The following is a 20,445-nucleotide window of genomic DNA, read 5'->3' on the forward strand; positions in this document are numbered from 1 at the left end:
CACTAAGGTTACAAGACACGATATCCACAATAGAGAATTATTTATTCACATTTGGATTAACTAAGTTTAATACATAGTTTTGGAACTCAAACAATAAGCCATATAACTGGTGTACGTTTAAGTGTAAGTACCTTTTACCCAAACTTATAGTATAACATGATTAAAAAGTTTTTGTTTTCTACCCTGATTGCGCTGTGCAGCATATCCGCAGTAAACGCCCAGTCAAAAGCAAAAGAAACCAACAAATTAGAAGACCCGGATAACCTGGCCTCCCAATACTTCTCTCAGGTAATGGGCGTTGCAGTAGACGCAACATCAAACTTAAAGCTTTACAAATTTATATATGAATGGATTGGTACCCCTTACCGTTTTGGTGGTAACACCGAGAAAGGTATAGACTGTTCCGCATTTACCAAGGCCATCTACGATAAAGTATTTAATACGACCATCCTTCGTAATTCCAGAGACATCTTCAGCATGGTAAATCCACTGCCTAAAGACGAGCTTAAAGAAGGTGATCTGGTATTTTTCAAAATCAAAAGCAGAAGCATTACCCACATCGGTATCTATCTTGGCGATAACCGCTTTGCACATGCTTCCTCTTCAAGAGGTGTGGTGATCAGTAACCTGAATGAACCTTATTACTCCCGCTACTTCTATAAGGGTGGCAGGATCCTGGACTCTGTAAAGGACGAGTTGATTGAAGAATAAGCACACTAGATATTTTAGAAGCCGGTTGTTAAAACAGCCGGCTTTTTTTATGTGCCTAAGCTTCGTCTTTAGTATTCTTCACCAATCCGATACCGGAGAAAAAGAAGATGATGCCGATCACGCCGTAAACAATCAGCTGACGGGTAGCAGGATCGTTCTGCGTATAGCCATAGCCCGCATAAATTAACCCAATGATTCCAAGGATGGTAAGGATCGTTCCAAATGTGCGCTTTACGTTCATAACTTATATTTTCCAGGAATATGCAATATCTATGCCGAGCTGAAAAAAGGAACTAAGTCTTCAACTTCCCAGGCATACTCTTCTTTAACAAGATCCAGAGTAGCTGAACAACTATCAAAATCTTATGCTTACTCGAATGCGTATAATTGAAATTGAGATCTTTTAGTAAGGAAAAGGCGGTATGAGGCGCTCCACGCCTAAGTGCTGCATTTACAGCATACCACGTATTCATCGATATTTTTGATGCTACCAAGGAAATTAGATCCTTATTCATCAGTCTTTCCCTGATCGCATTTAATCCTAAAACCGTGTCCTCGTTTATGCGCCCTCCAGAACCAGTTAATCCATCTGGCGATAAGCGGTAAGCAAAGGTTCGACGATTAGCATACCAGACCTTCAAGCTAGAGTTCAAGAGATCAAAAACCCAGATGAAGTCTGCTACATGCCCAAATTTTGGATCGGGAAATATTCCATCGATTTTACTCCTTCTAACATAAAAGCCATCCAGGCATATCTTCTGATGAAGTGCAATCCCCAGGTTATCATATTGAATGCCCTCCTTCAAAGCGCTCCTACCATATGCAATGGAGTTACCTGTGGTTTTTTCAAGATTAATCTCTCCGCTTTCTTCACATATCCAATGATCGGTAAAGAACAAATCACATTTATATTCAAACTGCGCAGGAAAATCCGAATGATTGCCCGTCAAATAATCATCATCATGTAACAACAGAATCCATTCCATCCTGGAAGCTTTTAATAATCTTGTGACGTTAGTAGCTAAGGAACCTTTACCTTCAGGACGCAAATACCGGAGCGGTAATCGCGACGCAAATTGTCCACACACCATCCTGGTTTCCTCGTCTCCTCCATCATCTCCAACAACCACTTCATCAACTTTTACCATTGATTCAATGATAGATGCTAAATTTCTTCTAAGAAGTGCAGGACGTTTATACGTCGGAATCAATATGGATAAGGACATTTCTTGTTGCTTAGCATTTATGAACAGACGATTAACATAAAGCTAACTGAATAATCAAACATTGCAGCTGCAAAAACAACTTTATTTTCAAGACCAACCAAGGTCAAAACTAAGGGCCGATATCAAGGAAATAAACTGCAGCTAAACTCAGGTAAAACAAGTAACACATGCGGAGAAAACAGAAAGCAGGTGCACATCAGCACCACATCAAACACACAACGAATGTGCGTCTGATGTGCGCTTGGTGTGCGTTTGATGTGCGTTTGGTGTGCGTTTGACCCCAAGCTGGGCCGGACACAAAAAAACGGCTCTACCTGAATTGGTAGAGCCGTTAAAATTTGTCTTTGCTGGCGTATTATGCCTTCTTCATCTCGATCATGTCAACAATAACTTTCATGCTTTCATCTTCGATGAAATCGTAGGTCTCTTCCTTCTTTACCTTCTCACCCTTCTTAAGTGCTGGTAAACCTCTTGAGGTACGGATCAGGTTAGTGCGCTCCAGTGATTTAGCTTCAAGGCTATCTCGTTCGGCTTTCAGCTTGGCCTGGTTCAGCGTTATTGCGGTTTCTTTATCACGCTTTTGCATATCGGCGATGTCCTGCACCAACAGCTTGTAGTCTGTTGATTTTTCCATGCGCGCTTTATGACGGTTTACCAGTTCGGTTTTAACCGTAGACAGATCGGCTACCGGAGTAAAGTTAGATTGTGGTATTACATCCCAAGGCAATGCAGATGGCTCGGTATCCTCACCAATCTTGTCCAGTGGATAAATCGACGGAAACACGACGTCTGGCATCACCCCTTTATGCTGCGTGCTGCTACCATTTACACGGTAGAACTTCGCCATGGTCAGGTTTATCTGTCCAAGTTGTGGAGCTTCTTTAGGTGCCTCACCCTTAACCACTGCAGTCTTATTGATCAGGCTGGCAAGACGTTGCAACATGGAAGGATTTAACAGCTTATTCAGATCTATGGACGACTGCACTGTGCCTTTACCATATGTCTGGGTACCAATGACCACACCACGGCCATAATCCTGGATGGCACCTGCAAAGATTTCCGATGCAGAAGCGCTCAGGCGGTCTACCATCACGGCAAAAGGGCCATCCCATGCCACACCTGGATTGGTGTCTTCAGACACATCAATACGGCCTTTAAGATCCTTAACCTGCACCACCGGTCCACGATCAATGAAAAGACCAGTAAGGTCTATGGCTTCCACCAAGGAGCCACCACCATTTGCACGAAGGTCCATCATGATGGCATCAACCTTATCGCGGTTCTTCAAAGTATCAATCAGTAAACGCACATCACGGGTTGTACTTTTATAGTTTTTCTCACCAGCACTAGCTGCTTTAAAATCAGCATAGAAAGCAGGTACGGTGATCAGGCCAATTTTATAGGCTTTTCCATTCTGCTGGATAGTTTTTACCGACTTCTTAGCCGATTGGTCTTCCAGAATGATTTTCTCCCTTACGAGCGAGATAATTACCGGTTTTGAAGACAAGTCCTGTCCCGCAGGAATAACCTTCAGACGAACGGTGGTTCCTTTAGGGCCTTTGATTTTAGCAACAGAGTTGTCAATCCTCCAGCCAATGATGTCTTCAAACTCCCCGTTCCCTTGTGCAACTGCAACAATACGGTCGCCACTATTCAGCTGCTTGCTTTTGAAAGCAGGGCCGCCAGGGATAATCTCTGAGATTTTAACCACTTCGTTTTCCAACATCAATCGTGCACCAATACCATCAAATGAACGCGCCATATCTTCATTAAAGGCGGTAGCATTGGTTGGATTGAAGTAATTGGTATGTGGGTCGATACTTTCCGTAAAAGCATCCATTAAGGTCTGAAACACGTCCTGGTTGTTCACCTTGGCAACCTGTGACTTCAGGTTCTGGTACCTCTTGGTAAGTGTCTCCACATTTTTCGCTTGCTCGGTACCAGCAATTTGCAGATTGATCAATTCATATTTCAATCGCTTTTGCCAAACTTCATTTAATGCAGTACGTGTAGCTGCCCAAGGCATCTTCTCGCGGTCATAAACGTATTTGTCATTCCCATTGATGTCAAATTTATTCTTCACGTTCTGCAGGGAGAAAGCCACCCATTCATTATATCGTTTCAGGTATACGTTGAAGATGTAGAAAGGTGCACTCAGGTCGCCGTTTCTCAGATCATCATCCAGGCTGTTCCTGAACTGTTCAAAATCCTTGATGTCAGAAGCCAAAAAGTAATATTTGGAAGGGTCTAATGCTTTGACATAGCGGTCTAATATCAGCGATGAAATGGAATCGTTGAGCTTTATCTTCTTGTAGTTGTAATTTTCGATAAGCGTCACCACCTCTCTGGCAACCAGACTTTGCTGCTCATCAGGCTTTATATTTGCGATCCCATCTACCAGCTGTTGCGGCTTGGGAGCGGCACTACAGGCCAGCACTGCAGCGGTAAAAGTGACCAGTAAGATTCTTCTAAGCATCTGTTTAAATATTTTAAATTCCATTTGGGTTAATAGGTATCCAATATGATACCAAATTCTTTAATAAACAAAAAAGAGACAGTAATAATACGTCTCTTTTCTGTAAAAGTTATTTAAGTAAAATTCAACATTATTTTTTAGGGTTCTGACCATCAGCGATAGCCTTTCGGGCGTCACTGATCTGGCCGTTGAAATCCGTGTAGTTATTGGACTTCGCGAGGGTTTCAGCGCGGTTTACATCATAATTGGCCAGGTTAAATTCCTGCTTTTTGATCTTCACCTGTGCAAGTCCAAGCAGGGAGGCGATGTAAGCATTTTGGTTGCTAAGGCGCTGTGCCAGAATACCCTGCTGTGTCGAAAACCACAGGGCCTCTGTAAGTTTGTCTGCCGCAAGGTAAATTTTGGCAAGCTGCTGGTAAGCGTCCATCTCGCCCGAGATGCTGCCCAGTTTAGAATAATTCATTAAAGCGCCTTCCAGTACTAATTTCTCCGCTTTTGTGTAGTTATTCATCAGCATGTGCACGTTGCTCAAGCGCAATAAGGTCAGGCAGTATTGCGGCATCCTTCTAGACATGCTGAAGCCTGTCGCCGCTTTATCGTACAAAGCAAGTGCGATTTTAAGATCCCCTTTGCGCTCATTCTGATCGGCTTCATAGAAGTAATCATCTGCATTCAGCGTAGCGGGGTTGTAATAGGTGATGTTTATGGGGCCGCCAGGTACCGGGCGGGAAACGGTGATATCGGGTATCTGTGCCTTGACATTTACAGCAAGTAACAGCAGAATGATCAGGGAGATTTTTTGCATATCACAAAGATAGCAACAATTTAGTTAAACACCTGTAAACGACCGTCAAAAGCCGCCCATACCATATATGGATGGGAGTCTGTATGGTACATATCCCCATTGCTGCTGATTGCGATCACGCCGGCAAAGCCTTCGATCTGCTTCAGCTCTTCAAAGGATCTGTCTGTGGCCTGCTGTAATGGCATGCCATCGGTAACGCGGGTCACGATCTTCATAGCGAGTCCAACGTTCACGATGTCCTCTCCGACACCTGTGCAGGAAACACCCGCAAACTGGTTTGCATAATTCCCGGCTACAGTAGCAGAATCGCTAACCCGGCCAGGAAGTTCAAATCCCTTGCCGCCAGTAGAGGTTGCCGCCGCAATGTTACCCTGGGCATCCATAGCCACACAGCCAACGGTACCTTTGTTATTCTGCTGGTTGCGCTTCTCATCAAACTCCTGCTGCCTTTGCGGGGTTATGGGGTTATAATGTTCAAAGCCTTGCTGACGGGCGAAAGCCAATGCACCTGGCCCGCTTAACACCCGGTCTTCCTTTTCCATCAGCTTCAGCGCAACCTGAACCGGATTTTTAACGTCTTCTATATTAATTACCCCGCTAAAGCGCAGCGATTTCCCATCCATGATGGAAGCGCTCATCCGCAATTTGCCGTCGCTCTGGATCTGCCCGCCAGTACCGGCATTGAACAGTTCATGATCCTCGAGCAAGCCTACAACATAGGTGACCGTTTCCAGCGCCGTATGACTTTGCAGGTATTCATGACCCGAGGTTACAATTTCTGAAAGCGCTTTTTGCTTGGCAATCTTGGTTTCTTCGCTGGAGCTCGACTCACTAAAGAAGCCGCCGTGAATAATCAGTTTCATATCAGGATTCTGGTATTGCTTTAAGGTGATGGATTTTCAGCTGGTGCGTTTTCAGATCATAAACATCACCATCGCACATCACGTGCACGATCATGTTGTTGATTGAAACCGGTTGGCCCATCTGTACATCCGTTAGATTTGTGTCCGACATTTTACGGCCATCTACCAGAATAACCATGCCAGAGCCGATCGCTTCCATCCGTGTACCCTTACTAATGAACAATCCAGTATCTTCCCCTAGTCCGATACCCAAAATACCCGGATTACTTGCCGCAGCATAGAGTAATCGTCCTATCCGTCCACGTTGCACAAAGTGGGTATCTACGATCACACCGTCGATAAAACCCAGTCCACCGGTAATCTTTACCTCCCCTTTCAGCAAGGCGTCTTTGCTGCTGCCCTGATAGATCATGTTTTTTGAGCTTGCCGCAGCCCCCGCAGAAGTGCCGGCAATTACCACCTGCTCCTGCTGGTACTTCTCGAGCAGTACCTCATGAAATGCTGTACCGCCAAAAATAGAAGATAAACGAAGTTGATCGCCGCCAGTAAAGATGATCACTTCTGCTGCACGCAGGCGATCGGTATATTGCTTGTCATTAGCCTGCTCGCGACTGGAGATATTGAGCACGCCAACATTGTAAACATCAAGATGTGCGAAAGCTTTCACATACTCTTCGCCTACCCGGTCGGGAATCAGGGAAGCTGTGGTAATAATCTCAAATCTTGATAAATTATCTTTGATAGATTCGGTCGTAATTCGCTTTAAGATGCCCCGCTCGAAGAAGTTCATGTTATCGGCCTGACCAAACGTTGTTTCGGTAAAACTTCCTGTATTAATTGCGCCGCCAATTATTATTAATTTACCTTTTGGAGCCATTTAGATACTTTTTATTAGAACAAAGTTCAAATATATGGCTAATGAGGCTAAAAATCAGGTTTTTATACAAAACTTTCAGGTAAAAACCACATTCCATGCTGCGAAACGATAAAAATTTTAGAAAATGTATAAGGCACTTTACAGAAGTATACAAAAACCAAAGCAGCATCTATATAGTTTATAATTGACCAAACAATTCTGTTAATATGCTATTTTTACTGCCTGCAGCGCAGCTTAAAAGCGACCAAACCTTAACAACAATTTCAAATGAAAATATTAGGCATACAAGTGCTGCGAGGACCAAACATCTGGTCCATTACCCGTAAGAAACTCATCCAGATGCGTCTGGATCTGGAGGAGCTGGAACAACAGCCCAGCAATCTTATTCCGGGCTTTGCGGAGCGCATCCAGGCGCTTCTGCCAAGCTTATACACCCATCGTTGCTCCATTGGTGAACCTGGCGGTTTATTTAAGCGTATTGAAGAAGGTACCTGGATGGGCCATGTCATCGAACACATTGCGCTGGAGATACAAACGCTGGCCGGTATGGATACAGGCTTTGGCAGAACGCGGCAGACAAAAACGGAGGGCATTTACAATGTGGTATTCAGCTATCTGGAAGAGAAAGCTGGTGTTTACGCTGCTGAAGCTTCCGTAAAAATTGCCGAGGCGCTGATTAGTGGCGAGCCCTACGATCTGGAACAGGACATTCAACGCCTGCGCGAACTGCGCGAGCAGGAGCGCCTTGGGCCAAGTACAGGATCTATTGTTGATGAAGCCATCTCCCGGAAAATACCATGGATCAGACTGAACAAAAGTTCGCTGGTGCAGCTGGGTTACGGTAAAAACCAGGTACGCTTCCGCGCAACGATGACCGAAAGGACCAACAGCATTGCTGTAGATATTGCTTGCAATAAGGAAGAAACTAAACGTTTATTACAGGATGCTGCCATTCCGGTAGCTAAGGGCGTGACGATTTCAGACCCTGAAGGTGTAAGAGATGCCGTTCGCCACGTTGGTTTCCCGCTGGTGTTTAAACCGCTTGATGGCAATCACGGTAAAGGTGCCACCATTAATGTGCAGACCATGGAAGAGGCTGTTGCTGCTTTTGAGTATGCACAGAAATATTCCAGAAGGGTTATCATTGAGCGATTTATTTCCGGCTACGACTTTCGTATCCTGGTTATTGACCATAAGATGGTGGCAGCAGCATTGCGCGTGCCAGCCCATGTAACTGGTAATGGCCTAGACACGGTACAGGAACTGATCGATATTGAAAACCAGGATCCTAGAAGAGGTTATGGACATGAGAACGTGCTGACTGAGATCACCGTAGACCGCGATACCCTGGACCTGCTGGCTAAAAATAATTATACACTGGATTCCGTAGTTCCAAATGGCGAAACGGTTTACCTGAAGTCTACTGCAAATTTAAGTACAGGCGGAACATCCATTGACGTGACCGACCTGGTGCACCCGGAAAACGTTTTCACCTGCGAACGAATCTCCAGAGTTATTGGTCTGGATATTTGCGGGATAGACATTATGGCTCCGAACCTTACCCATCCTTTTTCGGAAAATGGCGGGGTAGTGCTCGAGGTTAACGCAGCACCGGGTTTCCGGATGCACCTGGCCCCTAGTGAAGGTTTACCGCGCAACGTTGCTGCACCCGTGATCGACATGCTTTATCCGCCGGGTAAATCTGCACGTATCCCTATTATTGCGATTACTGGAACTAATGGAAAGACCACCACAACCCGTCTGATTGCACATATTGTAAAAAGCAATGGTACACGCGTGGGTTTCACGACCTCTGATGGGGTATATGTACAAAACAACCTCCTCATGGAAGGGGATACCACAGGGCCAATCAGCGCGGAATTTATCCTTCGCGATCCAACGGTGGAGTTCGCTGTTTTGGAGACCGCTCGAGGCGGAATTCTACGTTCCGGACTCGGTTTTAACAGCTGTGACATCGGCATTGTAACTAATATTCAAGAAGATCACCTCGGTATTGCAGACATCCATAACCTGGACGACCTGACCCGCGTTAAATCCGTAGTTATTGGTGCAGTGAAAAGAAGTGGCTGGGGCGTGTTGAATGCAGATAATAAGTATTGCATCAGAATTGCGAACAAAGCGGATTGCAAGGTCGCTTACTTCTCGATGAATGAAGATAATCCGGTGATTAAGGAGCACTGCAAGAAAGGCGGCACCGCAGCCATCTACGAGAATGGCTACATCACGATCAAAAAAGGCGACTGGAAGATCCGGGTGATTAAAGTGACACACGTGCCTTTAACCTTCGGTGGAAGTTTGGAGTTCATGATAGAAAACGTGCTTGCAGCGACGCTGGCAACTTTCCTATATGGCTATAAGATTGAAGACATCCGGGTATCGCTGGAGACTTTCATTCCTTCTGCCGCACAGACGCCGGGACGGATGAACATCTTTAACTTTAAGGAATTTAAGATCCTGATCGACTTTGCACACAATCCGGACGGCTTTAACGGCATCAAGGGTTATTTGAGTACCATCGAAGCTACCGAGCATATTGGTGTAATTTCAGGCACCGGCGACAGGCGTGATGAGGACATCATTGAAACGGCAAAGATCTCTGCCGAGATGTTCGATAAGATCATCATCTGCCAGGAAAAATACCTTCGCGGCAGAACGCAGCAGGAACTTATCGATCTGCTTTTACAGGGGATAAGAGCAGTTAAGCCAGATATGAAGGTGATCATCAACAACAGTGGTGATGATTGTCTGCGCTATCTGGTAACGACCGCGCAGCCTGGTACCTTTATTACCATATTAAGCAACACGATTGACGATGCTATTTCGAAAGTGGCAGAGTACCGCGATAAAGAAGCGGGTGTTTAATTCCTTACACAAAAAAGCCCGGAACGATGGTTCCGGGCTTTTTTGTGTATTTATGGCTTCTTAAGCTACGGAGTCTCTTAAAGCTTTGATCTCATCGTGTGATACTCTTAGCTGCGCTTTTTGTTTAGTAATTAAAGCTCTTACATCTTCAGAAAGGTTGTCCATCTCTAAAGCCGTCTTGTACGCTTTTTGAGCCGCATCCTCACCGAATTCGCAGTTGTTCAAAACGGTTTTACGGTCGTGACCAGTAAAGATGGCTTTAACATCCATCCATGCACGATAGATTTTACCAGAGTTGGTGGTTCCAGTTTCGATGTCAGAACCATAACGCTGAACTTCTGTAGCAAGTTCCATTTTAAGTTTCTGGCTTTCTACGATCATCTGTGCAAATAATGATTTCAGATCGCTGTCTTCAGGCTGTAGCTCTTCAATTGCTTTTTCGTAACCTACGATACGGTCATTATTGATTTCAATCAGATCGTTTAAAGTTTCGTAGTTTGCTGTTTGATTACTCATAGTTGTAGATTTTTTGATGTACTAAAACAACAGCAAGAGGCCACAAAAGTTTTAAGCCTTGTATAATGGCATATAGCCAAGGGTTAAAGGATCTGCTTCCATATCGCTTGCCGGGGTGATTTCCAGCTGGTACGTCGCTTTTAAATCAGCAGCAAGAACATCGCTGATCTCGAAGGCATCATCCACATCTACCCCATATTTATCATCGATATGTGATGGTGCACCTGCGAAACCCGTATGCTTGTAAAATGCCGTTTGTTTGGCCTGCCTGGAAGCCTCTGCTTTGTCTTTTGCGACAATCAACAGCTTGTAATGTGGCTCGTCGAACTCCCCTTCGCGGTAGCCCCCAAGGTTTATGAAAAACAACTTCAACCCCTTTGATTCGCTATTGCTGCTTTTCGGCACCACCTTAATCCGGTAGCCGTCTACCGCAGTAACCGCCCGCCAGGCATCCATGTGTACGCGACCGTTTGCTTCCGGCCAGAAGTTGAGCACCTCAACCCTGGTGGCTGCGATCGACTCCGCAATAGTGAAAAAGATGTCATGCTGCTCGGTATGCCGGCCTGGCGGCTTACAGCCGAGCATGATCATGAATAAGGTTGCTTGCTTAGCTAGAGGTTCCATTAGCCGTAAATTTCGTTAATGATCTTTGCCAGACGAACACCACCTTTAAGCAATTGTTCGTTTAAGTGGTCTACAAAATCAAAGTTGTAGCGGTAGCTTAATTTATCATCCGCATGTGTCTTTGCATAGATCTTATCCACCAGCTGGTAAGATTCAAAAACATTTTCTGCCAATGAAATGCTTCTCCAGGCTTTTAACTGTGCTTTAGTTGGGTGGTTAATTGCAGTTGCATATTCCGTATAGCTCAGTTGTTGGTAGTCTACCAGACCTTCATCCCATACTTTGTGCAGGTTTGAACGGCCACCGAACCAGGATACATAAACCTTGTTACCACCAAGGTCTTCTTTTCTCGCGGTATGCATGGGTTGGTGCAGGTCGCCCACCATGTGTACCAACATGCGTAAAGCCATTTTCTTCTCGTCGGCACTGCTTTCCTTCTTTTTCAGGATGCTGATCATATCCTGGATCTTGTTGTAAACGTTTGGTTGTTTTTCTTGCTCCAGGAAGTTAATCACGCCTTGACGGTCGAGTTTTTCAGGCAAATTTACATAGTGCCATGAGCTCAGGTAGTTGTAGCTGCTGTCGGATTTGATGAAGTCGGCCCAGTTTGCGCTCATTGCCAGTGTTTCATCGCCAAGGATGTTCTTGATCGCTTTACGGGATTTTGAGCTCAGGTAAGATTCTGCGACCTGTCCAACAATGCGATGCCCCAACATACCCCATGCGGATGCATTCACAGGAATATAAGCGCAGATTGCCATGATCAGGCCTACTTTTAAGCTTTTACTAAGTTTCATTATTTGAATGTTGTTTTGAATGAATAAAACAGTCAGGACCAGGTTGATGAACATGCCTGATCATGACCGCTTAAGAATTATAAAGGTTTTGGATCGCAGACGATCTTTTCTTTTAACGTCAGCACAGCTTCACGCTGGTCGTTTACGCTTTGAATGATCAGCTGATTCGGTTTTGCTGAGGTAATGGAGAATGACCTCAGGTATTGACCGGTTTGGTAGCAGCCAGATACTTTTTGCTTGTAATTTGATTTGGTATAGGTGCCCTGAAGAAACAAGCTATCATTCCGAACCACATAAATTCCTTTGGCATACTCCTTCCACACGCCATTATTAAAGCAGGAGTCCTCATAGTAATTAACCTTGGAATGTGTGGTCAGGTCTACATAGAACGAGTCGCAGGTGAACTTAAACTTGTGCTCGGTGTAGTTTAACAAGGTGCTGGCATAAGGGATACTATCCTGTGTCCAGACACCTTGCATAAAGACCTCTCCTCTTCCCTGTACATCAGGCAGACGTTGACAAGCGGTTGCAAGTAACGCCAGTAGAAGTATAGGAAAGCAGAGCTGATATAATCTTTTCAATGGAATATGTATTTATTTAAGGCTTCCAACCATGTCTTCAGGTTTAACCCATTCGTCGAACTGCTCGCTGGTTAATAAACCTAGTTCCACTGCAGCACCTCTCAAGGTTTTATTTTCCTTGTGTGCTTTCTTCGCGATCTTAGCAGCATTTTCATAACCGATATGCGGGTTCAAAGCGGTAACCAACATCAGGGAGTTCTCTAGGTGCTTTTTGATCTCCGGCAGGTTAGGAAGAATACCTACCGCACATTTTTCTGTGAAGGAAACGCAGGCGTCACCAAGCAATCGGCCAGACTGTAATACATTGGCAGCGATCACTGGTTTGAAAACGTTTAACTCGAAGTGGCCGTTGCTGCCACCAATGCCTACAGTTACGTCGTTACCCATTACCTGCGCGCAAACCATGGTTAATGCTTCGGGTTGTGTCGGGTTAACTTTTCCTGGCATGATGGATGATCCTGGTTCATTATCCGGGATAATGATTTCGCCGATACCTGAACGTGGACCTGAGCTCAACATCCGGATGTCGTTCGCGATCTTCATCAACGATACCGCTACACGGCGGTAAGCGCCAGAAAGTTCTACCATAGCATCATGTGCTGCTAAGGCTTCAAATTTGTTTGGTGCAGTTACAAAAGGCAGGCCAGTAAGCTCAGCGATCTTCTGTGCAACAAGTACATCATATCCTTTAGGGGTATTCAAGCCAGTTCCTACTGCGGTACCTCCTAAAGCAAGTTCAGAGATCATTTGCAGGGCATTGTTGATGGCTCTTAAACCATTGTCCAGCTGCTGTACGTATCCGGAGAACTCTTGACCAAGGGTCAATGGTGTAGCATCCATGAAGTGCGTGCGACCGGTTTTTACGATCTCTTGAAACTCCTGTGCTTTTGCTGCAAGCGCATCTCTTAATTGTTTGATGCCTGGAATAGTGATCTCTATCGCTTGTTTATAAGCAGCGATGTGCATCGCAGTCGGGTAAGTATCGTTTGAAGATTGTGATTTGTTGACATCATCATTCGGGTGTAATACCTTTTTAGCATCCTCCAATGAACCGCCATTGATTACATGAGCACGGTATGCGATCACTTCGTTGGCATTCATGTTACTTTGGGTTCCAGATCCGGTTTGCCAGATCACCAATGGGAACTGATCATCCAACTGACCTGCGATAACCTCGTCACATACCTTTGCGATCATGTCCGCTTTATCCTGTGCAAGTACACCAAGCTCGGCATTTGCCAATGCTGCAGCTTTCTTTAAATATCCAAATGCGTGGATAATTTCCTTCGGCATAGAAGCCTCCGGACCTATTTTAAAATTATTTCTTGAACGTTCAGTTTGTGCACCCCAGTACTTGTCTGCAGGAACCTGCACTTCACCCATGGTATCGTGTTCTGTTCTAAAATTCATATAATTTCTAATTTTCAACAAAAATAGTCTTTCTCTTCTTAGAATGATTGTAAAGTAACTGATAATGTTTAAAACTCTTTTGCGTTTAGAACCATATAAATCTCTAAATTTCCGACTTTTTATAACCGACTTCTACCTGTCCATGATCTATCGTTATTCCTTTCTGGTAATTGCCATGATTACCTTGATGTTTGCCGCTTGCTCCAATACCAATAGTGCTAACACTGACCCAACGGTTCGTACACTAAGTGACGACAAAAAAGATAGCTTACTGCTGGTTTACAATCCTGCAAAAGAAGACAAGTTTATTGCAGATTTTGTACAGCGATTACATAAACGGGCTGGATTTAATGGCAATGTGCTCGTAGCAAAAGAGGGCAAGATCATCTATCAGAAAGCCATTGGCTGGGCAGATTATCTGCATCGCGACAGCTTAAACATTAAATCGGAATTTGAGCTTGCTTCGGTTACAAAGACCTTCACCGGCGTGGCCATCATGCAATTGATTGAGAATGGTAAACTGAGCCTGGAGGATAATGTAAAGAAGTTCTTCCCTGATTTCCCCTATGAAGGTATCACCGTACGGTTGCTCTTAACACACCGCAGCGGGATGATGAACTACGTTTATTTCACGGATAACATCTGGAAGGAAAAGATGAAACCGATGAGCAACATGGACGTAATGCGCCTGATTGCAGAACATAAACCTGCACGGTATGCTGCTCCCGACACGCGCTTTCACTACAACAACTCCAACTACATGGTACTAGCTTCCATCATTGAAAAGGTTACAGGTAAGCCCTACGCCGACTACATGATGGAAAAGGTGTTCAAGCCTGCGGGCATGAAAAACACACACGTTTACTCCACTACGGTTTACAAAAAACCTCCGGTTGACGTGGTTGGTCACGACCGCACTTGGAGGTATTCTGTGGTTCAGAACTTCCTGGATGGACCTGTTGGAGATAAAGGGATTTACAGCACCATACATGACTTGCTGCTTTACGACAATGCATTACGTAATGGCAGGCTGTTGAAAAAAGAAAGTCTGGACTCTGCATACAAGGGCCGCAATAAGCCGGTAAATGGGCACTTCAACTATGGCTACGGCTGGAGGGTGTTTGAAGGTGATAAAAACCGCCGTGTGGTGTATCATACTGGCTGGTGGCATGGTTTCAGGCACATCTATGTGCGTGATTTAGACAAGAAAATTGTGGTTGTATTTTTAGGCAACCTTACAAACGGAAGCCTGCTGCAGCTGGATGACTTGTACAAATACTTGAAGATGCCAGTGATCCGTAAAGGTGCTTATGCGGGCAATGGCTCGCTTCCGGGTAGTGACGAAGATTAAGGAGCGACAGACCTGTGGTCCCGAACTTCCGTTGATCTTCTAGGAAATTTTGTCGAAGGTGATACCTTGGTTTTTCTTGTGCAGGTATGATTTTAAAAGACTGTTCTTTGGAAGCTCCAACATTGGATCTTCATCAAAAAGGGCGATAATGGTATTTCTTGCCTCTGTGAGGATCACCTGATCTTGTGCCAAGTCGGCAAGTTTTAGGTCCAATACGCCGCTTTGCTGTGTCCCCTGAATATCACCAGGTCCACGTAACTGCAAATCTATTTCAGAGATCTCGAAGCCATTGTTGGTCTTTACCATCGTTTCCAGACGTACTTTACCTTCTTTACTTAGCTTATTGCCCGACATCAAGATACAGAAGGATTGCTCCGCCCCCCGGCCTACTCGACCTCTAAGCTGGTGCAGCTGAGATAGTCCGAAACGTTCTGCGTTTTCAATAATCATGATGGAAGCGTTAGGTACATTTACACCCACTTCAATAACGGTCGTAGCGACCATGATCTGGCTTTTACCCTCCACAAACTTCTGCATTTCGAAGTTCTTGTCGGCATTTTTCATTTGTCCGTGCACAATGCTGATCTGATAGTCTGGCAACGGAAACTGGTACCTTAACTGCTCTATACCGGCTTCCAGGTGCAGCAGATCGAGCTTCTCACTTTCCTTGATCAGCGGATAAACGACGTACACCTGCCGTCCTTTTTTGATCTCTTCACGCATAAAACCAAACATTCGCAGCCGTTGCCCTTCATACAGGTGTTTGGTGACAATGGGCTTTCTACCTTTTGGCAATTCATCGATTACGGAAACATCAAGATCACCGTAGAGGGTCATGGCCAGTGTCCTGGGAATTGGCGTGGCGGTCATGACCAGAATATGGGGCGGCACCTGATTTTTGCGCCATAACTTAGCGCGCTGCTCTACCCCGAAACGGTGCTGCTCATCAATAACCACCAAGCCGAGGTTCTGGAACTGCACCTTGTCTTCAATGAGGGCATGGGTACCCACAAGGATCTGGATCTCGCCGCTTTCCAGCGCCTGATGGAGCTTTGTACGTTGCTTTTTAGGCGTACTTCCGGTTAGTATGGCCACTTTTACCAGCTTATCGCCCAGAAGTTCTGTAAGCGACTCATAGTGCTGCCTGGCCAGAATCTCTGTTGGTGCCATCATACATGCCTGGTAGCCGTTGTCGTTCGCCAGCAGCATGCTCATAAGCGCAACTACGGTTTTACCGCTCCCAACATCTCCTTGCACCAGACGATTCATCTGCACACCTCTTTGGGTGTCCAGACGTACTTCCTTTATGACACGTTTCTGCGCATTTGTCAGTTCGAATGGCAGAATATCCTTGTAAAAGGTATTGACATTATGTCCGACTGTATTAAACAGCGCCCCTTTGAACTTCAAACTGCGCAGCTTTTTACTGTTCAATAGTTGTAATTGCAGGAAGAATAGCTCTTCGAATTTAAGCCGGCGTTGAGCCTTCTGCAATGCGGTTGCAGATGCAGGAAAATGAATGTTCAATAATGCCTCCCGCTTACTCATCAGCCGGTATTTTTCGAGGATGTATGCAGGCATGTTCTCAGGGATCTCTCTTAAATGCTGCTCCAATACAGCACGTTGTAACTGCTGGATACCTTTACTATCCAGGAAACGTTTTTTAAGCTTTTCCGTAGAGTTATAAATGGGCTGCAGGGTAAGGTTGCCGGTTACTGTTTGCGGCCTTGGGTAAGTCTCCAGCTCGGGATGCGATATGCTGAAGCTGCCGTTAAAAACATTGGGTTTGCCAAAAGCGATGTACACCTTCCCGCGCTCCACGTTGTCATCCACCCATTTGAGACTTTGAAACCATACCAGTTCAATGGTACCGCTATCGTCTGTAAACTTCGCTACAATGCGCTTTTTATGTTTTTCACCAATGATTTCCTTTCCTGTAATACGCCCTACGATCTGTACCAAAGGCAAGTCTGGATGAAGCTCGGAGATCTTATAGAATCGGGTACGGTCGATGTACCGAAAAGGATAATAATGCAAAAGCTGGGCATACGTATATATGCCCAGCTCTTTTTTCAGTAAGTCTGCACGCATAGGTCCAACACCTTTCAGGTATTCTATTGGCGCATCTATGGTTGCAGTATACAATTTCTAAATAGGATTATGCTTTATATGCTGTCGCAGAGATTTCCACGTTAACGCCTTTTGGAAGGCCTTTTACAGCTACAGTTTCCCTTGCAGGGAAGTTACTCTTGAAGAATGAACCATATACCTCGTTCACTTCATTGAACAAACTCATGTCTGACAGGAATATCGTTACTTTCACGATATGGGAGAAGTCGTATCCGGCTTCAAGCAGTACAGCATTGATATTACGCATCACCTGGCCGGTTTCTTCTTTGATAGAGCTTTGTTCCAATTCACCTGTGGTTGGATTGATTGGTACTTGTCCGGACAAGAATAAGAAACCGTTCACTGCTACCGCCTGGCTGTATGGTCCGATAGGCGCAGGGGCCTGGTCTGTGTTTATGATTTTCTTCATTACTTTAATATGATTAGGTCTATAAGTTTCCAGATTACACCTGCCAGAAAGACAATAATGGCCAAAGCATTAATAAAATGCATGATTTTGAGGTTTGTATTCTCAGGTCTGTTTGGATCTTTCTTTCTGAAGAAGTACATAAAACAAATGTATAAAATAAACCACATAAGCCACAAAGGGCATCTGGTAAAAATAGCGCATAAAAAAACAGGGCTCCGGATGGGAGCCCTGTTTTCTTGTATGTTGTGTTCTAATTAGTTAGAAGACGACTCAACACGACGGTTTTGGATACGACCTTCTTCAGTATCGTTTGAAGCAATTGGGTTAGCTTCACCATAACCTCTAGCTGCAACTTGGCTAGCGTTAACACCAGAGTTAACTAAGTAAGTTTTTACTGAGTTAGCACGGTCCTTAGATAACTTCATGTTATATGCAGCAGTACCTTCGCTTGAAGCGTAACCTTTAAGAGTTACTTTACTGTTGTTTTCACGTAATCTAGAAGATAATGCATCTAAGATTGGGTAAGATTCAGTTTTTAAAACTGAAGAGTTGAATTCGAATTGGATTGGCTCATAACCAGTTGCAGTTCCAGCTACGCTGTCAACTTGCATTTTAGGTAGTGGACAACCTGATCCGTCAACTGCAGTACCAGCAGGAGTTCCTGGGCATTTGTCGAATTGATCAGCTACACCGTCACCATCAGTATCTTTTTTCAAGTCTTCGATAGAACGCTCTACGTTAGATACACGGTTTTTAAGTGCCTCAACTTCTTGACGTAAAGATGGATCTTTCAATTCATCATACATTAAAGCTAGAGGGTTAACCCACTGAAGATCTGGTTTAGATTTAGAACCTAATGAGAATTCAAGACCAGCATATCCGTAAGAGAATTTATCTTTTGTAGTTGCTTTAGCGTATACTCCGTCTAAGTTATCTGCATCAACAAATGACATGGTGTAACCTAAGTTGAAAGCAACACGATCAGATACTTTGAATTTGACACCAACACCAACTGGGATGTAAGCTTCTTTCACGTAGTCTTTATCTCTGTCTTCGCCAACTGTACCTTTCCAATCAAATTCAGCACCGCTGGTAGAAACTGTTTTAGGCGCATAAGCGATTAAACCGTAACCTGCAGAAACGAAGAAGTTAACTGCATTCTCACGACGTAAAAAGTCTACAGTCGCAACGTTAACAACACCACTTAAGTCAGCAGCATAACCAACTTCAGTTTCGAATGATCTTAGACCGAACTGAGATCCGTTAACCGCATCCTTGTTAGTTCCAGAAATTTTTCCACGGAAGATATTACCTTGTAATGCGAAAGCATGACCTAGTTGTTTCTTCAACGAGATACCATAACCTAAGTTTAGGTCCTGGTTAGTGAAATCGTTAGATCCACCAATCACTACAAACGGAGATAAAACACCCGCGTTCACACCAACTGACCAAGTTCTGTACTGGCCTCTTCCGCCAAATACCTTGGCTGAAGACGAGGTACTTGTAGAATCCTGAGCACTAGCAAGAGTGGTAGCTCCTACTAAGGCTGCGAAGGATAATGCAAGACCCTTTTTTAAAGTAGAATAATTCATAATTTTCTTTTTTTAAGGTTAACAAATTTAAATAGTAATTCTTTTTTGTACAGCAAAACTAAACAAATATTTAATTTCTCAAAGCATTATACAAACTCTGTTCCAAACTTAGCCATGCCAATGTTTAAACGACATCCACATGTCATTCACCCGCCATTGTGAATAAAAATCAGCCTGCAGCGCACATTAGGAGAAAGGAAAATCTTAGGTTTAGAGCTTCTGAAGCGGGATTTTGGGCTAAAATAGAAACAGGTTCAGCGTATTATACAGTAAGTCCATTATTTAAGACAGAGTTATTAACATTATCTCCATGCATCAATAAACCTGTAAATATTGAAATTCTTTTCTTCAGAAGCCACCTTAATATCATTCAGTAAACGTTGCCGGTCAACATCCTGGCTGCGGTAGAATTGAAGTAACTTAAAGGCTTTTTCTGCAAGCAGGTAAGGTTTCCTGAAGTTATCATGGTGAATTGGGCTTGAAAGCCAGTCGCGTAGCGCTGAAATGCCTTTATTTTTGTCCGCTACAGTTTTAAAGACAGGAACCTGGGGTTCCGTTTGCCGAAGCAATTTTATTAGGTTGTTAGCGAATAGGTCTGCGCCTTCCCGATCAGATTTATTAACTACAAACGCCTGCGCAATTTCCATCAGTCCGGATTTGATATTCTGAATTTCATCACCGGACTCCGGAACAAGCACCACAAGAGTACGTTCGGCTAGGCCTGCAATTTCAAGTTCTGATTGCCCAACCCCTACGGTTTCGACGATGATGATATCGAAATTCGAGGCCGATAATACATCAACCATCTCCATTGTTTTTGTGGAGATACCGCCCAATGCGCCCCTTGTTGCAACAGAACGGATAAAAACATTTGGATTGTTGAACTGCTGAGACATTCTAATTCGATCGCCTAGCAGGGAACCGAAGTTAAAAGGTGAGGTTGGGTCCACAGCAAGGATGGCTACCCGCTTATCCGCAGCGGCATAATCGGCGGCAATAGCATTCACCAGCGTGCTTTTCCCGGCGCCTGGCGGGCCGGTAATGCCGATGATCGGTGCGCTACGCTGCACATCAAGAGCTCGCAGCAGTGCTTCGGATCCATGTAAGCTATTCTCCACGATCGTTAGTGCCCGAGCAATACTAATGAAATCACCTTCTTTAATGCCTTTAAGCAGTGCTTCTACTTTGTCCATC

At 44.5% G+C, this 20,445-nt stretch carries 19 protein-coding genes; 3 read left to right on the forward strand and 16 right to left on the reverse strand.

The features are described from left to right. Positions 1 to 156: 156 nt before the first annotated feature. Complete coding sequence (locus tag ACTHQF_RS03800; protein ID WP_440428524.1) at positions 157 to 711, forward strand: C40 family peptidase; 555 nt, start codon at positions 157 to 159, stop codon at positions 709 to 711. A 55-nt stretch (positions 712 to 766) separates the two neighbouring features. On the opposite strand, the gene ACTHQF_RS03805 is transcribed toward ACTHQF_RS03800, so the two are convergent. From ACTHQF_RS03805 to ACTHQF_RS03830, 6 genes are all read right to left on the reverse strand, one after another. Continuing rightward, on the reverse strand, positions 767 to 952 hold the full coding sequence (locus tag ACTHQF_RS03805) for a hypothetical protein (RefSeq protein ID WP_440428525.1): 186 nt from the start codon (positions 950 to 952) through the stop codon (positions 767 to 769). A 52-nt stretch (positions 953 to 1,004) separates the two neighbouring features. After that, positions 1,005 to 1,937: a glycosyltransferase family 2 protein gene (locus ACTHQF_RS03810; protein WP_440428526.1), complete on the reverse strand. Its 933-nt coding sequence runs from the start codon at positions 1,935 to 1,937 to the stop codon at positions 1,005 to 1,007. 355 nt (positions 1,938 to 2,292) lie between these two features. After that, positions 2,293 to 4,437: a carboxy terminal-processing peptidase gene (locus tag ACTHQF_RS03815; RefSeq protein ID WP_440428527.1), complete on the reverse strand. Its 2,145-nt coding sequence runs from the start codon at positions 4,435 to 4,437 to the stop codon at positions 2,293 to 2,295. A gap of 106 nt (positions 4,438 to 4,543) precedes the next feature. Further along, positions 4,544 to 5,218, reverse strand: coding sequence for a hypothetical protein (locus ACTHQF_RS03820; protein WP_440428528.1), 675 nt, complete (start codon positions 5,216 to 5,218; stop codon positions 4,544 to 4,546). 20 nt (positions 5,219 to 5,238) lie between these two features. Continuing rightward, the gene (locus ACTHQF_RS03825) at positions 5,239 to 6,081 is read right to left on the reverse strand and encodes an isoaspartyl peptidase/L-asparaginase (protein WP_440428529.1); all 843 of its coding nucleotides are present in this window, start codon (positions 6,079 to 6,081) and stop codon (positions 5,239 to 5,241) included. Position 6,082: 1 nt separating this feature from the next. After that, on the reverse strand, positions 6,083 to 6,958 hold the full coding sequence (locus ACTHQF_RS03830; protein WP_440428530.1) for a cyanophycinase: 876 nt from the start codon (positions 6,956 to 6,958) through the stop codon (positions 6,083 to 6,085). A 267-nt stretch (positions 6,959 to 7,225) separates the two neighbouring features. Between ACTHQF_RS03830 and cphA the strand changes: the two genes are divergently transcribed. Then, entirely contained in the window at positions 7,226 to 9,841 is a 2,616-nt protein-coding gene (gene cphA / locus ACTHQF_RS03835; protein WP_440428531.1) for a cyanophycin synthetase, read from the forward strand. Between the two features lie 60 nt (positions 9,842 to 9,901). Here cphA and ACTHQF_RS03840 read toward each other — a convergent pair whose 3' ends face one another. From ACTHQF_RS03840 to fumC, 5 genes are all read right to left on the reverse strand, one after another. Next, complete coding sequence (locus ACTHQF_RS03840) at positions 9,902 to 10,357, reverse strand: ferritin-like domain-containing protein (protein ID WP_440428532.1); 456 nt, start codon at positions 10,355 to 10,357, stop codon at positions 9,902 to 9,904. A gap of 51 nt (positions 10,358 to 10,408) precedes the next feature. After that, positions 10,409 to 10,981 (reverse strand): DUF1543 domain-containing protein, encoded by a 573-nt coding sequence (locus ACTHQF_RS03845; protein ID WP_440428533.1) that lies wholly within the window; start codon positions 10,979 to 10,981, stop codon positions 10,409 to 10,411. Next, complete coding sequence (locus ACTHQF_RS03850) at positions 10,981 to 11,778, reverse strand: S1/P1 nuclease (protein ID WP_440428534.1); 798 nt, start codon at positions 11,776 to 11,778, stop codon at positions 10,981 to 10,983. The genes ACTHQF_RS03845 and ACTHQF_RS03850 overlap by 1 nt, the downstream gene beginning before the upstream one ends. A 77-nt stretch (positions 11,779 to 11,855) precedes the next feature. Next, complete coding sequence (locus tag ACTHQF_RS03855; RefSeq protein ID WP_440428535.1) at positions 11,856 to 12,359, reverse strand: fumarate hydratase; 504 nt, start codon at positions 12,357 to 12,359, stop codon at positions 11,856 to 11,858. A 12-nt stretch (positions 12,360 to 12,371) separates the two neighbouring features. Then, positions 12,372 to 13,769 (reverse strand): class II fumarate hydratase, encoded by a 1,398-nt coding sequence (gene fumC, locus ACTHQF_RS03860; RefSeq protein WP_440428536.1) that lies wholly within the window; start codon positions 13,767 to 13,769, stop codon positions 12,372 to 12,374. Between the two features lie 187 nt (positions 13,770 to 13,956). Between fumC and ACTHQF_RS03865 the strand changes: the two genes are divergently transcribed. Continuing rightward, complete coding sequence (locus ACTHQF_RS03865) at positions 13,957 to 15,120, forward strand: serine hydrolase domain-containing protein (protein WP_440428985.1); 1,164 nt, start codon at positions 13,957 to 13,959, stop codon at positions 15,118 to 15,120. A gap of 39 nt (positions 15,121 to 15,159) precedes the next feature. Here ACTHQF_RS03865 and recG read toward each other — a convergent pair whose 3' ends face one another. The 5 genes from recG to meaB form a co-directional block, all read right to left on the reverse strand. Next, positions 15,160 to 17,265, reverse strand: a complete 2,106-nt coding sequence (gene recG, locus ACTHQF_RS03870) for an ATP-dependent DNA helicase RecG (protein ID WP_440428537.1) — start codon at positions 17,263 to 17,265, stop codon at positions 15,160 to 15,162. A gap of 13 nt (positions 17,266 to 17,278) precedes the next feature. Continuing rightward, positions 17,279 to 17,659, reverse strand: a complete 381-nt coding sequence (locus ACTHQF_RS03875) for a RidA family protein (protein WP_440428538.1) — start codon at positions 17,657 to 17,659, stop codon at positions 17,279 to 17,281. Further along, entirely contained in the window at positions 17,659 to 17,826 is a 168-nt protein-coding gene (locus tag ACTHQF_RS03880; RefSeq protein WP_440428539.1) for a DUF6728 family protein, read from the reverse strand. The genes ACTHQF_RS03875 and ACTHQF_RS03880 overlap by 1 nt, the downstream gene beginning before the upstream one ends. Positions 17,827 to 17,913: 87 nt before the next feature. Then, a complete protein-coding gene (locus ACTHQF_RS03885) occupies positions 17,914 to 19,251 on the reverse strand; it encodes an OmpA family protein (protein ID WP_440428540.1) in 1,338 nt (445 codons plus the stop codon). 302 nt (positions 19,252 to 19,553) lie between these two features. Then, entirely contained in the window at positions 19,554 to 20,444 is an 891-nt protein-coding gene (meaB, locus tag ACTHQF_RS03890) for a methylmalonyl Co-A mutase-associated GTPase MeaB (protein WP_440428541.1), read from the reverse strand. Position 20,445: the final 1 nt, after the last annotated feature.

Source organism: Pedobacter sp. SAFR-022 (assembly GCF_051965375.1).
Lineage (GTDB): Bacteria > Bacteroidota > Bacteroidia > Sphingobacteriales > Sphingobacteriaceae > Pedobacter.

Coding starts and splice junctions, on each gene's coding strand:
- ACTHQF_RS03800 (WP_440428524.1), top strand. CDS start 157: ATGATTAAAAAGTTTTTGTTTTCTACCCTGATTGCGCTGTGCAGCATA.
- ACTHQF_RS03805 (WP_440428525.1), bottom strand. CDS start 952: ATGAACGTAAAGCGCACATTTGGAACGATCCTTACCATCCTTGGAATC.
- ACTHQF_RS03810 (WP_440428526.1), bottom strand. CDS start 1,937: ATGTCCTTATCCATATTGATTCCGACGTATAAACGTCCTGCACTTCTT.
- ACTHQF_RS03815 (WP_440428527.1), bottom strand. CDS start 4,437: ATGGAATTTAAAATATTTAAACAGATGCTTAGAAGAATCTTACTGGTC.
- ACTHQF_RS03820 (WP_440428528.1), bottom strand. CDS start 5,218: ATGCAAAAAATCTCCCTGATCATTCTGCTGTTACTTGCTGTAAATGTC.
- ACTHQF_RS03825 (WP_440428529.1), bottom strand. CDS start 6,081: ATGAAACTGATTATTCACGGCGGCTTCTTTAGTGAGTCGAGCTCCAGC.
- ACTHQF_RS03830 (WP_440428530.1), bottom strand. CDS start 6,958: ATGGCTCCAAAAGGTAAATTAATAATAATTGGCGGCGCAATTAATACA.
- cphA (WP_440428531.1), top strand. CDS start 7,226: ATGAAAATATTAGGCATACAAGTGCTGCGAGGACCAAACATCTGGTCC.
- ACTHQF_RS03840 (WP_440428532.1), bottom strand. CDS start 10,357: ATGAGTAATCAAACAGCAAACTACGAAACTTTAAACGATCTGATTGAA.
- ACTHQF_RS03845 (WP_440428533.1), bottom strand. CDS start 10,981: ATGGAACCTCTAGCTAAGCAAGCAACCTTATTCATGATCATGCTCGGC.
- ACTHQF_RS03850 (WP_440428534.1), bottom strand. CDS start 11,778: ATGAAACTTAGTAAAAGCTTAAAAGTAGGCCTGATCATGGCAATCTGC.
- fumC (WP_440428536.1), bottom strand. CDS start 13,769: ATGAATTTTAGAACAGAACACGATACCATGGGTGAAGTGCAGGTTCCT.
- ACTHQF_RS03865 (WP_440428985.1), top strand. CDS start 13,957: ATGTTTGCCGCTTGCTCCAATACCAATAGTGCTAACACTGACCCAACG.
- ACTHQF_RS03875 (WP_440428538.1), bottom strand. CDS start 17,659: ATGAAGAAAATCATAAACACAGACCAGGCCCCTGCGCCTATCGGACCA.
- ACTHQF_RS03880 (WP_440428539.1), bottom strand. CDS start 17,826: ATGTGGTTTATTTTATACATTTGTTTTATGTACTTCTTCAGAAAGAAA.
- ACTHQF_RS03885 (WP_440428540.1), bottom strand. CDS start 19,251: ATGAATTATTCTACTTTAAAAAAGGGTCTTGCATTATCCTTCGCAGCC.
- meaB (WP_440428541.1), bottom strand. CDS start 20,444: ATGGACAAAGTAGAAGCACTGCTTAAAGGCATTAAAGAAGGTGATTTC.